The following is a 12,429-nucleotide window of genomic DNA, read 5'->3' as shown; positions in this document are numbered from 1 at the left end:
GGGCGCAGCCTAACCGGCAGGGCTCAGCGACGGTGCCGCCCGCTGCGCGGCGGGTCGTCCGGCGGGTCGGCCGGCGGGTCCGCCGGCGGGTCGGCCGGGCTGCCCTGCGGACCGGACTCGTCACCCGGCGGAGCCGGCTCACCGGGATCCGGCGGCAGGTCCGCGATCAGCAACGTCAGCAGGCTCTCCTGGAGCTCGGTCAGCACGGAGTAGACGGCCGCCAGGAACCTGCGGGTGGCAGCCTCGTCGTCGGCCGGCGACGTCGTGGCCGCAGCCAGCGCGTAGACCTCCTCGGCCTGCTCATCGGTCTCCAGGCCGAGTCGTGACGCGAGCACCAGCCGCACATCGGTGAGCGCAGCGGCGACGTCCGCCGCCTCGCTGGGAACCACGACGATGTCCGGCTCGGCCTGCTGGAGCGCCGCCCGCAGGCGCCGCAGCTTCGCCACCTTCGCCACCCTCAGGTCGCCCTCGGTGAGGCGGCGCAGCTCCCCCGCCAGGCCGGGGTCGGGTGAGGCGTCCGGCAGGAGCCTGTGCAACGCGGGATCGGCGGGCACCGGGACCTCGTCCGCGGTGAACGTCAGCCGCGCGAAGGGGTCCAGGTCGTCCCCCGGCGCCGCGACCTCGCCGAACAGGTCCACGACGCCGTCCACGACGTCGAGCAGCACCGGCCGCTCGGACGGCCGCAGCCGGGCGACGAAGGCGTCCCCGTCGCGTCGGAAGCCGAGCACCGTCACTCCACCGGCTGCACGGTGGCCCACAGCCCGAAGCCGTGCATGGCCTGGACGTCGACCTCCATCTGCTCCCGCAGCCCGCGCGACACGGTCGCCCGGCCCAGCTCGTGCACCTCGCGCATCAGGCGCTCCGCCCGGTCAGCCGGATAGCCGAAGTAGCTGCGGAACACGTACGTGACGTAGGTCATCAGGTTCACGGGGTCGTTCCACACGACCGTGCACCAGGAGTCGCCACGCTGGGACACGGTCTCCTCGATCGGTTCGACCTGGAAGGACCGGCTCACCCACCCATCGTAGGAGCGATGGTCGCGGCACGGCAGCCCGAGGCGGAAGCCGAGACCCGGTCGTGATCGCCGACGGGCCCTACGGTGGGGCCATGACCACGGCGCTGCTCACCGACCGCTACGAGCTGACCATGCTGCAGGCCGCCCTCGCCGACGGCACCGCGCACCGCCGCAGCGTGTTCGAGGTCTTCACCCGCCACCTGCCCCCGGGCCGGCGCTACGGCGTGGTCGCCGGCACCGGCCGGGTGCTCGAGGCCGTGGAGGGGTTCCGCTTCGCCCCCGCCGAGCTGGACTGGCTGGCCGCGCAGCGCGTGGTCGACGACGCCACCCTGGACTACCTGGCCCAGTACCGGTTCACGGGATCGATCAGCGGGTACGCCGAGGGGGAGGTGTTCTTCCCGGGCTCGCCGCTGCTCCAGGTCGAGTCCACGTTCGCCGAGGCCGTGCTCCTGGAGACCGTGGTGCTCTCGGTGCTCAACCACGACTCCGCGGTGGCCTCCGCGGCGTCCCGCATGACGTCGGCGGCCGGCGACCGGCCGTGCCTGGAGATGGGGAGCCGGCGCGCGCACGAGGAGGCAGCCGTGGCGGCGGCGCGCGCCGCCGTGGTCGCCGGGTTCGCCGGCACCTCGAACCTGGAGGCCGGCCGCCGGTACGGCCTGCGGACCATCGGCACCGCGGCGCACGCCTTCACCCTGCTGCACGACGACGAGGAGGCGGCCTTCGCCTCCCAGGTCGCCGCCATGGGGCCTGGCACGACGCTCCTGGTCGACACCTACGACGTCCGCAGGGGCGTGGAACGTGCGGTCCGGGCGGCCGGCACCGGCCTGGGTGCCGTGCGCCTGGACTCCGGGGACCTACCCTCCCAGGCGCGTGCCGTCCGCGAACAGCTCGACTCGCTGGGCGCCACCGGCACGAAGATCGTCGTGAGCTCCGACCTCGACGAGCACGCCATCGCCGCCCTGGCCGCGGCGCCCGTAGACTCCTACGGCGTCGGGACGTCGGTGGTGACCGGGTCCGGCGCGCCCACGTGCGGGATGGTCTACAAGCTCGTCGCTCGCGAGGACCGGTCCGGGGCGATGCAGGCGGTGGCCAAGACCTCCGCCGCCAAGTCCGGGCACCTGGGCCGCAAGACGTCGGCGCGCCGGGTCGTGGCGGGCGAGGCCGCCGAGGAGGTCGTGGTGGGCGGCACCGACCCGGCCGTGCTCGCGTGGCGGCCCGAGCCCGACATGCGGCCCCTGCACGAGGTGTTCGTGCAGGACGGTCGGCTGGTGCCCGGGTGGACCGGGGCGGACGGCGTCGAGCGCGCCACCCGCCGGCACGCCGACTCGTGCGCGGAGCTGCCCGTGACCGCGCTGCGGTTGTCCGCCGACGACCCGGCGATCCCGACGGTGCGTGTCACGCTCTGAGCCCGCGACGGAGCCCCGCAGCGCGGTCGGGGCGGGGCTAGACGCCCGCCCGACCTCGTCCGACGATTCCCATGATCACGCTGATGACGAGCACGGCGATGCCGATCCAGATCAGCAGCTTGGCGGCCGAGATGGCGATGCCGAGCACGAGCAGGACGATTCCGACGATGAGGATGAGCAGCCAGCTGGGCATGGTGGTTCCTTCCGGTGGTCGGCCGGGTGCGGGACCTCGCCCGGACAAGGCGAGCCGCACCGACGGTCGTGGGTGGGTCTACCTACCCGTTGGACAGTGACTCCTCGACAGTGACACCGCTGCCGAAGGCTCGCACGTCGGGCACCGGTCCGTGATCGGTGCTATGCGTCCGGCCCTGACCAGCGATGACGGGCACGGTCAGCGTCGCCCGACGAACCAGTCACGGACCATCGTGGTGCGCGCCTCCAGCTGCTCGGCGGACGCCAGCGCGACCTCGGGACCGCCGCAGCGCCGGCGCAGCTCGGTGTGCACCGACCCGTGCGCCTGGCCGCTGCGTCGCGCCCACGCCCCCACCAGCGCGTTGAGCTCCTTGCGCAGCTCCGCGAGTCGCCGGTGGTCGACCTGCGGGGCGCGCTGCTGGGGTGCGCCCGCGACGCGCTCGGCGCGACGCTGACGCAGCAGCATCGCGACCTGGTCCGGTTCGAGCAGCCCCGGCAGGCCGAGGAAGTCCGCCTCCTCGTCCGACCCGGCGTCCGCACCACCGCCGAACTCGCCGCCGTCGAACAGCAGCCGGTCGAAGCTCGCCTGGGCTTCCAGCGCCTCGAAGGTGCCCTGCTCACCGTCGTCGACGAGCGTGTCGGAGGCCTGCTCCTCTCGCTCGGCCGCGGCGAGCAGGAGCTCGGGGTCCTCGTCGGTGGCCCGGTCCAGGGCGTGGTCGCGCTCCGCCTCCAGCGTCGCAGCCAGCTCGAGCAGCTGCGGGACGCTCGGCAAGAACACGGACGCCGTCTCACCGCGTCGGCGCGCCCGGACGAACCGGCCCACGGCCTGGGCGAAGAACAGCGGCGTCGCGGTGGACGTCGCATACACGCCCACCGAGAGGCGGGGGACGTCGACGCCCTCGGAGACCATCCGGACCGCGACCATCCACCGCGCATCGGTCTGCGCGAACTCCTCGATCCGGGCCGAGGCGCCGTCGTCGTCCGACAGCACCACCGTGGCGGGTTCGCCGGAGATGCGCCGCAGGTGGGCGGCGTAGGCGCGCGCATCGGCCTGGTCCGAGGCGATCACCAGGCCGCCGGCGTCGGGTACCGTGCGCCGGACCTCGGACAGCCGGACGTCGGCCGCGGCTAGCACGGCGGGGATCCACTCGCCCGCCGGGTCCAGGGCGGTGCGCCAGGCCTGTGCCGTGAGGTCCTTGGTCAGCCCCTCCTCGCCGAGCGCGGCCGAGACCTCGTCGCCCGCCCGCGTCCGCCAGCGCATCCGCCCCGAGTAGGACAGGAACAGCACCGGGCGCACGACACCGTCGCGCAGCGCGTCACCGTAGCCGTACGAGTGGTCGGCCACCGAGCGGCGGATGCCGTCCGCGTCCGGGGCATACGTGACGAAGGGGATGGCCGAGGTGTCGCTGCGGAACGGCGTCCCCGTGAGCGCAAGCCGGCGCGTCGCGCCCTCGAACGCGTCCCGGACACCGTCACCCCAGGTCAGCGCGTCACCAGCGTGATGGATCTCGTCGAGGATCACCAGCGTGGGCCCAGCGGCGGTCCGCGCCGCGTGCAGCGCGGGCTTCATCGCCACCTGGGCATAGGTCACCACGACCCCGTCGAACTGTGCACCGTGCCGACCCTGCGCGTTGCGGAAGCTGGGGTCCAGGTGGATCCCCACGCGGGCGGCAGCGTCGGCCCACTGTCGCTTGAGGTGCTCGGTGGGGGCGACCACCGTGACGCGGCGCACCACGCTGCGCTCGAGGAGGTCGGTCGCGATGCGCAGCGCGAACGTCGTCTTGCCCGCCCCGGGGGTCGCCACGGCCAGGAAGTCGCGCGGGGACCGGGCGGCGTAGGCCTCGAGAGCTGCAGCCTGCCACGCACGCAGGCGCCCCGCGGTGCCCCAAGCGGCCCGGGCCGGGAAGGCCGGGGGCAGCTGGGATGCAGCCGCAGTCGAGGCGGCGAGCGGTTCCTGGTGGTGGTGGCGGCTCGGCCGGGTCACGCGTCGGGGGCGCCGCCGCCGCCCTCGCCGTCCTGAGGGTCGCGCAGACCCTCGTAGATCTCCTTGCACACCGGGCAGACCGGGAACTTGCTCGGGTCCCGGCCCGGCACCCAGACCTTCCCGCACAGTGCGATCACCGGGGAGCCGGACACCGCCGACTCGAGGATCTTCTCCTTGCGCACGTAGTGGGCGAAGCGCTCCCGATCGCCGGGTTCGAGCTCCTGCTCCGTCTCGGTCTGCTCGAGCACGCCGGTGCCCGTCCCGGGGCCGCCCGGGGAGTCGGGCCGCCCCGGCTCGTCGAGTCCAGGGCCGTCAACCGGTCGCAGAGTCACCGCACGCATGACCCCCGATCCTACGTCCCCCAGCCCCACCCCTCCCCCAGCACCCCGGCTCGACCCACCCCCTCGCGAAAGGCGCACACGCAGCCGGCGGGCGCACCTCCAGGCACCGCGCTCGACTGGGAGCACCACCGTCAACGTGCGCCGCGTGGCGCACGACGAGCCGCCCGCCGCACCCGTGCGGCGAGCTCGCCCAGGTCCTTCAGATCGGCCCACGTGATGCGGATCACAACCCAGCCGGCTTCCTCGATGGCGTCCTGCCGGCGCTTCTCCGCGACGAGCACCTGGCCTCCGGGGCCGTACGCGCCGGAGTACTTGACCGCCCCGTCGAACTCAGCCACCACGTGCAGGTCCGGCCAGGCCAGGTCCGCGTAGAAGGTCCCGATCCTGGTCCGGATCGCGTGCTGCAGCTCCGGCGCCGGAAGACCGCCTGCGAGGCAGGCCCACCGGGCCGCGGACTCACCCGGGGACTCGGCGCGGGCGTCGGCCCAGGTCAACGTGCGCCGCGCAGTCACAACACCCCGACCACCCACGCGGTCGGCAAGGATCGCGCGCATCGCATCGGTGTCCGCGCCGCGACGCAGAGCACCATCGACAGCGGCGAGGGCAGCGGGCCCCGGGAGCGAGCAGGCACAGTCCAGGGCGGTGCGCTCGAGGCTTGTGACCGGTAATCCTTCGACCTCGGCCCGGTGCGACGGCGGAAGGTCAACGCGATGCCGAAGGACGGCGCGATCGCGCCGGGAACCGGGATGGTGCCGTTGAACCACATGCGTCACGGCCGGGACACGCAGCAGGGGCAGGGCCCAGAGGAGTGCGGCGGACTCGTGGCTCAACCAGACCGGGGCGGTCGCAGCGCGCACCACGGCGACAGCCCGGGCACGCGCGAGCTGCTCCGCTGCCTGCCACCCCTCTCCGACCTCGGCGGCGTCCACGTATGCCCCACGCCTGATCCTCAGGAGCGCCCCGCTCGCGGTCGCGCGGCGCAGCGCTGCCGCGAGCTCGGCCGTGGCCACGATCACACGCGGCCCGAAGACGGGAGGTGGAGTCGACGTCATGCGCTCGACGCTCCACCACCGCCGCGTTCCCCGGAGCCGCCGGACCCCCGACCTGTGGGCGGGGCACGGCCCACACGTCCATCCCACCGCCCGAGCGGCGCACGGCCAGGCGAGACGCGCACCTCCAGGCACACCCCCGGCCTGCACGTGCACCCCTCACCGGGCCGGGCGGGGGCGGGGGGTGGGACAGCGGGGCGGGGGCGGGTCGGGAGTCGGGCTAGAGGGGCTGCCAGTCGGGCTTGGACTGCCAGGTCTCGCGGTAGTAGGCGGCGAGCTGGAGGCGGCTCGCTGCGCCGCCGTCGACCAGGACGGTGACATGCGGGTGCATCTGCAGGATCGTCGCGGGCCACATGGCCGAGATCGGGCCCTCGACCAGCTGGTGCACGGCCTCCGCCTTCGACCGACCCATCGCCAGCAGAACCAGGTGCCGCGCCGCCATGATGGTGCCGAGCCCCTGGGTGAGCACGTGCTGGGGGACGGCGTCGACCTCGTCGTCGAAGAACCGGGCGTTGTCCCGCCGGGTCTGCTCCGTGAGGGTCTTGATCCGGGTGCGTGACGCCAGTGACGAGCCCGGCTCGTTGAAGGCGACGTGACCGTCGGTGCCGATCCCGAGGATCTGCAGGTCGATGCCGCCCGCGTCGGCGATGGCCTGCTCGTACCCAGTGCAGGCGGCGGCCAGGTCCTCGGCGCGGCCGTCCGGCCCGAGGACGGACTCGGTGGGCAGGTCCAGCCGGGACACGAGCTCACGTTCGATCACCGTGCGGTACGCCTCCGGGTGGCCCTCGGGGAGGCCTACGTACTCGTCGAGCAGGAAACCGCGCACGCCGGCGAAGGACAGCCCCTCCTCGGCGTGCCGACGCACCAGCTCGTCGTACACGGCTGACGGCGTCGAGCCTGTCGCCAGGCCCAGCACGGCGTCGGACCTGCGGGTCACCAGGGCCTCGATGGCGTCGGCAGCGAGCGCTGCCAGCGTCTCGGACCGGTCGATCACGACCTCCACAGCACCTCCTGATGCTCGGGGTGGGGCACGGCGAGAGCTGCGCCCACGGCGGCGGGTTCGGAGCCCGGTGGGACCAGCGCGAGCCGTTCCGGGATCCTCAGGCTCCTCAGGAACGGGGAGTCCTCGGTCTGCCGCACCAGCGCCTCACGGACCGGACCGAGCAGCGCTTCACCCAGGCCGGCCACCCCTCCGCCCAGCACGACGTGCTCCGGGTCGCAGGTCAGCACCAGCACGCGCACCGCAGTGGCGACGGCGTCGACGAACGTCTCGTGCACGGCGACCGCCCACGGCTCGCCGTCCTGCGCTGCTGCGACCACCTTCGCAGGGGCCGGGCCCTCGCGCCGCTCGGCGGCGTCCGCCGGCCGGCCGAGCCAGGCGGCTTCGAGCGCCCGCCCCGAGGCGAACGACTCGAGGCAGCCGCGCTGCCCGCACGCGCACAACGGACCGTCCGCACGGTAGGTCACGTGCCCGATCTCGCCCGCCGCCCCTCCGGCACCCCGGCGCAGCCGGCCGTCCAGCAGCAGGCCGGCGGCCATCCCGGTGCCCAGTGCCAGCAGCACGAGGTCGCGCCGCGCGAGGCCGAGCAGGGCCGCCGCACCGACGGCCGCGGCGTTCAGGTCGTTCTCCAGCCGGACGGGGACGCCCAGCTCGGCAGCGAGGATCCCGCCGAGGTCGATCGTCTCCACCAGGCCGAGGTTGACCGCGTGCGAGACGGTCCCGCGGTCCGGGTCCACCACGCCGGGGATCCCGACGCCGACCCCCGACAGCTGGTGCACCGGTACACCCGCCGACGAGCAGAGCCCTTGCACGGCCGCGACCACCTGCCCTGTCACGCCCGCAGCGCCGGGCAGCGAGTCCAGCCGGATCCGCCCGAGCACGACCGGGGCGCCCCCGGCCGCCTCGTCGATCAGGACGCCGAGCACCTTCGTGCCGCCGACGTCGACGCCGACCCTCATCCCTTCACCGCCCCGGAGACCAGCCCGGACGTCATCCGGGACTGCACCACGAGGAAGAAGATGATCACGGGCACGGCGAGCAGCGTGGAGGCGGCCATCACCTGCCCCCAGTCCACACCCTTGTTGGCGCTCGCGGCGAGGAAGCCGCGGAGCCACAGCGGCAGGGTCTGGGCCGACTCCGCCGGCAGGGCGACCAGGGCGACCGTGAACTCGTTCCACGCCTGGAGGAAGGCGTACACCCCGGACGCCACGAGGCCAGGTGCCAGCAACGGGAGCGTGATCCGCCAGAACGCCTGGGTGCGGGACAGGCCGTCGATCATCGCGGCCTCCTCGAGGTCGGCAGGCACGCCCTCGACGAAGCCCCGCAGCATCCAGATCGTGAACGGCACGATCGCGGCGGTGTAGAGCACGGAGATGCCGATGACGCTGTTCAGCAGACCGGTGGCGGACAGCATCTTGTACTGCGCGATGAACAGGCCCTCGGCGGGCAGCATCTGCACGATGAGCACGGTCAGCACGAACGCTGTGCGACCCCGGAACCGGAACCGGCTGATCGCGAGCGCGGCGAGGAACGCGAACCCCAGCACCACGAGCACGGTCAGGCCGGTGACCGCCAGGCTCATCCGCAGCGCGGTGGCGAAGCTGGTTCCGGTGATGACGTCGCGCAGGTTGGACCAGGTCGCGGCGCTGGGCCAGAACGTCGGTGGCATGGCCCGCAGCCGGGCGTTCGGCGTCAGCGCGGACAGCAACATCCAGTAGACCGGGAACACCCAGACCAGGGAGACGGCGACGGCGACGAGCCCTGCGAGCACCCGGCCGGCGAGTCGGCGCACGCCGGTGCGGCGCGAGCGCACGGTCGCGTCCGGCCGGTCGGCTGCTGCCGGCCGAGCGGCGGCGCCGGCGCGGACGCGCACGGTGGCACTCATGAGCGGTCCTCCTTGAGCAGGCTGCGCACGTACGGCCAGGACACGAGCACCGTGAGCGCGAGCACGAGGATCGAGACGGCGGCGGCGGAGGCGAAGTCCTGTCGTCCGATGCCGAGCTCGAAGATGAAGTTGCCCAGCAGGTTGGTCTCCGAGACCGGCGCCCCAGAGTCCTGCAGCAGGCGGATCTGGGCGAACACCCGCAGGTCCCAGATGATCTGCAGCAGCAGCACGATCGCCAGGACCGGGCGGATCATCGGGACGGTGATCCACCGGAAGGTCGCGACCGGCCCGGCGCCGTCGATCCGGGCGGCCTCGACCACCTCGTCGGGCACCTGGGTCAGCGCTGCGAACACCGACAGCGCGACGAACGGCACCGACATCCACACGATGATCACGGACGCCACGAAGAAGAAGGACAGCGGCTGGGCGAACCAGTTGTGCTGGTCGTAGGAGGTCGCCCCGAGCTGGACGAGCAGCCAGTTGACGACGCCCGTGCGCCAGTCGAACAGCCACTTCCACACGGTCACCGCGGCGACCATCGGCATGGCCCACGCGAGCAGCATCGAGACTTGGAGCACGACCCGCACGATGCGGTTCACGGCTCGCATCAGCAGTGCCACACCGACCCCGATGCCGACCGTGAGGAAGGCGTTGACCAGGCAGAACAGCACCGAGCGCACGACCACGGCCCACAGCCGCTCGTCGCCGAGGATCCGCGTGTAGTTGGCCAGGCCGACGAACGGGGCGGGCTGGCCGAACTGCTGGGCCAGGCCGTAGGTGTGCAGGCTCGTGGTGATCTGCCAGTACACGGGGTAGCCCATGCCCACCGCGAGGACGGCGACGGCGGGTATCAGCAGCACGTAGGGCAGGCGCGCCCGGCGCCCGCGGCGCGTCCGCGGCGCGGACGTCGTGGTGGTCATGGCTCTCCTCCTCGGTGCCCGGTGAGGGGCGCGGCCCGGACGCGGGCGGTCGGCGGCGGAGCGGAGCACGCTCCGGGCAGGGCGGCCCGGTCCACCGGCGCTCCGGTGGACCGGGCCGTGCCAGGTCAGCCCTGGCCGTTGAGCATCGGCGTGATCTTCTCGTCGTACTGCTTGGCGAGAGCCGTCACGTCACCGCCCTCGGCGATCTTCTGGAAGAGGTCCTCGTAGACGAAGGCCGCCTCGACGGCCGCCCAGCCCGGCGCCGCCGGGGTGAGCTTGGAGGCCGCAGCGGTCTCGATCATGGTCTTAGCGAACACGTCGTCGCCGAGCGAGGAGACGTAGTCGCTGTTGGCCGGGCCGAGCCCGTGCTTGCCGAGCATCGTCTGGTACTCCGGGGAGAAGATGATCTTCAGCAGGTTGCGGGCCAGCTGCTGGTGCTGCGACGTGGCCGAGATCGCGATGTTGGAGCCACCCGCGAACACCGGGGCGACGCCGCCGTCCACGCCCGGCAGCGGGAACACGCCGAACTTGGAGGTGTCGGCCATGCCGTCACGCACCTCGTCTCCCGCGTCGTTCTTGGTCAGGTCGCCGATCGACCAGCGGGCCCAGCCCGGCGCCATGATGGTCGCGGCCTCCGGCGCGGCGCCGTCGGTGCCGTCGTTGAGGAAGTCCCAGTACGCCACGTCACGCTCGGTCGCGGGGACGTTGGAGGCGGTCTGGTAGATGGACTGCCACTGCTGCAAGCCCGTGATGGTCTTCGGGTCGGACAGCGTGGAGGTCCAGGTGCCACCGTCCTGGGTGGCGAGCTCACCGCCGTTGGCGAACACCCAGGAGATGCCGTCGCGCCAGTCCTGGCCGCCCATCGCGAAGCCGGACATCGTGTCGGTGCGCAGCTGCTTCACGTCCGCGGCGAAGTCAGACAGGGTCGTGGGCACGCTCAGGCCCGCGGCGTCCCAGATGTCCTTGCGGTAGAACATGTAGCGCGAGCCGAAGTAGTACGGCAGCGCGTAGTTCTTGCCGTCGACCTTGCCGACGTCCACGAAGGACTGCAGCAGCTTGCTGCCGCCCAGCTCGTCGTACATGTCGGTGATGTCGGCGAAGGCGCCGATGGTGGTGAACGTGGGCGACTGCGTGTTGCCGACCTCGACGACGTCGGGGGTGTTGGCCGGGTCGGGCAGCGCGGTGGTGAGCTTGGTGACCAGGTCGCCCCAGTCCTGCTGCTCGATCGTCAGCGTCGAGCCGGGGTTCTGCTCGGCGAAGGTCGTGATGAGGTAGTCACGCAGCTCCTGGGGGGTGTCACCACCGGCGACCCAGAGCGTGATGTCGGCCGCCTCCGGGGCCGCCGAGGTGCCCGGGGCGTCCGAGCCGCTCGACGCCGCGGGCGTGGTCGAGCCGGAGGAGCAGGCCGCGAGGGCCATGACTCCGGCGATGGCGAGAGCTGCACTCCGTACGATTCTCACGTCGGGGTTCCTTCCTGGTGGGACGACGGTGCTGGCGGCACCGCCACGGGGATCGTTCCGACACGCTGGTTCGGTCGGCTCGGGGTCATGTGACCCCGAGCTGACCGGACAGGACCAGCACGGCCGCGCCGCGCAGGGCCCCGTCCTCCCCGAGGGCCGTCATGCGAAGCTGCAGTGCGTCGCTGATGACGGGCATGGTCCGGCTCCGCAACGTCGCCCGGGCTGCGAGCCGCAGGGGTCCGTCCAGGAGCTCCGGTGGCCCGGACAGGACCACCTCGGCGAGGTTCAGGGCGCTGACGACCGGCGCGAGCACGATGCCCAGGCGCCTGCCGACGGCCGCGAGGGCATCGGCGTCGCCCTCGGCCACCCGGCGCCGCAGCGCCGGCACAGCGAGCACGGTCTCCAGGCACCCGGTGCGGCCGCACGCGCAGCGCTGCGGTCTGCCCAGCGGGGCGTCGTCGGTCTCGTCACGTTCGTCCAGCGCGGTGACGTGGCCGATCTCGCCGGCGGCGTGCCCCGTGCCGCGGACCAGGGCGCCATCCACCACGATGCCGGCGCCGACGCCCTGACCGACCGTGAGCACGAGCACGCCGGCGCCATCCGCCCCGCCGTAGGTGAGCTCGCCCAGGCAGGCGGCATCGGCGTCGTTGGCCACGTGCACGGGCAGGTCGAGCTGGGCGTTGAGGAGCGCGGCGAGCGGGAGGTCGACCCAGCCGCGGTTCGGGGCCTGCAGGACCACGCCCTGCTCGTCCACCACACCCGGGGACGCCACGCCGACCCCGAGCACGGGCCGGGTCGCCGCGTCGACCAGCTCGCGGCACAGGTCTGCGACCGCGTCGACGGCCGCGTCACCCGTTCGGCCCGCACTGGGGGCCGAACGGCGGGCGACGATCTCGCCCTCGAGGTCCAGCACCGCTCCGTGCAGGGCGAGGTCGTCAGTGAGGTCCACGGCGAGGACCTGGTGCTCGCGCGTACGTAGCCCGACGAGGGTCGCGGGCTTGCCCACCCTGCCGGTCTGCGACGGGCCGAGCTCGGCGACCAGACCCTCGGCCAGCAACGCTGTGACCAGGTCCGACACGGTGACGCGGGTCAGTCCGGTGGCTCGGGCGAGGTCCGCTCGGGAGGTCGGGCCGTCGTGGAACAGCCGCTGCAGCACCATCGACCGGTGATGGGCGCG

General features: G+C 73.2%; 13 protein-coding genes. 1 reads left to right on the top strand and 12 read right to left on the bottom strand.

The annotated features are described in order from the left end of the window. Positions 1–23: 23 nt before the first annotated feature. Positions 24–728, bottom strand: a complete 705-nt coding sequence (locus Q6348_RS07865; RefSeq protein ID WP_304600748.1) for a DUF2017 family protein — start codon at positions 726–728, stop codon at positions 24–26. 2 nt (positions 729–730) lie between these two features. Further along, positions 731–1,015, bottom strand: coding sequence for an ATP-dependent Clp protease adapter ClpS (gene clpS, locus Q6348_RS07860; protein ID WP_304600747.1), 285 nt, complete (start codon positions 1,013–1,015; stop codon positions 731–733). A 92-nt stretch (positions 1,016–1,107) separates the two neighbouring features. Between clpS and Q6348_RS07855 the strand changes: the two genes are divergently transcribed. Then, positions 1,108–2,421 carry a nicotinate phosphoribosyltransferase gene (locus Q6348_RS07855; RefSeq protein ID WP_304600746.1) on the top strand — a complete coding sequence of 438 codons (1,314 nt, stop codon included), beginning with the start codon at positions 1,108–1,110 and terminating at the stop codon, positions 2,419–2,421. A gap of 37 nt (positions 2,422–2,458) precedes the next feature. Here the strand turns inward: Q6348_RS07855 and Q6348_RS07850 are convergent, their stop codons facing one another. The 10 genes from Q6348_RS07850 to Q6348_RS07805 form a co-directional block, all read right to left on the bottom strand. Beyond that, positions 2,459–2,614: a hypothetical protein gene (locus Q6348_RS07850; protein WP_304600745.1), complete on the bottom strand. Its 156-nt coding sequence runs from the start codon at positions 2,612–2,614 to the stop codon at positions 2,459–2,461. A 198-nt stretch (positions 2,615–2,812) separates the two neighbouring features. Next, on the bottom strand, positions 2,813–4,597 hold the full coding sequence (locus Q6348_RS07845) for a DEAD/DEAH box helicase (protein ID WP_304600744.1): 1,785 nt from the start codon (positions 4,595–4,597) through the stop codon (positions 2,813–2,815). After that, the gene (locus tag Q6348_RS07840) at positions 4,594–4,938 is read right to left on the bottom strand and encodes a DUF3039 domain-containing protein (protein ID WP_304600743.1); all 345 of its coding nucleotides are present in this window, start codon (positions 4,936–4,938) and stop codon (positions 4,594–4,596) included. Before Q6348_RS07840 ends, Q6348_RS07845 begins: the two co-directional genes overlap by 4 nt. Positions 4,939–5,069: 131 nt before the next feature. Next, positions 5,070–5,990, bottom strand: coding sequence for a type IV toxin-antitoxin system AbiEi family antitoxin (locus tag Q6348_RS07835; protein ID WP_304600742.1), 921 nt, complete (start codon positions 5,988–5,990; stop codon positions 5,070–5,072). A gap of 217 nt (positions 5,991–6,207) precedes the next feature. Next, on the bottom strand, positions 6,208–6,990 hold the full coding sequence (gene nagB, locus Q6348_RS07830; RefSeq protein WP_304600741.1) for a glucosamine-6-phosphate deaminase: 783 nt from the start codon (positions 6,988–6,990) through the stop codon (positions 6,208–6,210). Continuing rightward, a complete protein-coding gene (locus tag Q6348_RS07825; protein ID WP_304600740.1) occupies positions 6,978–7,946 on the bottom strand; it encodes an ROK family protein in 969 nt (322 codons plus the stop codon). Before Q6348_RS07825 ends, nagB begins: the two co-directional genes overlap by 13 nt. Next, complete coding sequence (locus Q6348_RS07820) at positions 7,943–8,872, bottom strand: carbohydrate ABC transporter permease (protein ID WP_304600739.1); 930 nt, start codon at positions 8,870–8,872, stop codon at positions 7,943–7,945. Before Q6348_RS07820 ends, Q6348_RS07825 begins: the two co-directional genes overlap by 4 nt. Continuing rightward, the gene (locus tag Q6348_RS07815) at positions 8,869–9,792 is read right to left on the bottom strand and encodes a carbohydrate ABC transporter permease (RefSeq protein ID WP_304600738.1); all 924 of its coding nucleotides are present in this window, start codon (positions 9,790–9,792) and stop codon (positions 8,869–8,871) included. The genes Q6348_RS07820 and Q6348_RS07815 overlap by 4 nt, the downstream gene beginning before the upstream one ends. A 125-nt stretch (positions 9,793–9,917) precedes the next feature. Continuing rightward, complete coding sequence (locus tag Q6348_RS07810; RefSeq protein ID WP_304600737.1) at positions 9,918–11,252, bottom strand: extracellular solute-binding protein; 1,335 nt, start codon at positions 11,250–11,252, stop codon at positions 9,918–9,920. 85 nt (positions 11,253–11,337) lie between these two features. Then, positions 11,338–12,411, bottom strand: a complete 1,074-nt coding sequence (locus tag Q6348_RS07805) for an ROK family transcriptional regulator (RefSeq protein WP_304600736.1) — start codon at positions 12,409–12,411, stop codon at positions 11,338–11,340. Between the last annotated feature and the right edge of the window lie 18 nt (positions 12,412–12,429).

It is taken from the genome of Actinotalea lenta (assembly GCF_030586465.1).
Taxonomy (GTDB): Bacteria; Actinomycetota; Actinomycetes; order Actinomycetales; family Cellulomonadaceae; genus Actinotalea; species Actinotalea lenta.
Note: the sequence above shows the minus strand (reverse complement) of the source record. Positions and strands in the feature narration are given on the sequence as shown.

Coding starts and splice junctions, on each gene's coding strand:
- Q6348_RS07825 (WP_304600740.1), bottom strand. CDS start 7,946: ATGAGGGTCGGCGTCGACGTCGGCGGCACGAAGGTGCTCGGCGTCCTG.
- Q6348_RS07805 (WP_304600736.1), bottom strand. CDS start 12,411: ATGGTGCTGCAGCGGCTGTTCCACGACGGCCCGACCTCCCGAGCGGAC.
- Q6348_RS07850 (WP_304600745.1), bottom strand. CDS start 2,614: ATGCCCAGCTGGCTGCTCATCCTCATCGTCGGAATCGTCCTGCTCGTG.
- Q6348_RS07855 (WP_304600746.1), top strand. CDS start 1,108: ATGACCACGGCGCTGCTCACCGACCGCTACGAGCTGACCATGCTGCAG.
- Q6348_RS07840 (WP_304600743.1), bottom strand. CDS start 4,938: ATGCGTGCGGTGACTCTGCGACCGGTTGACGGCCCTGGACTCGACGAG.
- Q6348_RS07815 (WP_304600738.1), bottom strand. CDS start 9,792: ATGACCACCACGACGTCCGCGCCGCGGACGCGCCGCGGGCGCCGGGCG.
- Q6348_RS07835 (WP_304600742.1), bottom strand. CDS start 5,990: ATGACGTCGACTCCACCTCCCGTCTTCGGGCCGCGTGTGATCGTGGCC.
- Q6348_RS07820 (WP_304600739.1), bottom strand. CDS start 8,872: ATGAGTGCCACCGTGCGCGTCCGCGCCGGCGCCGCCGCTCGGCCGGCA.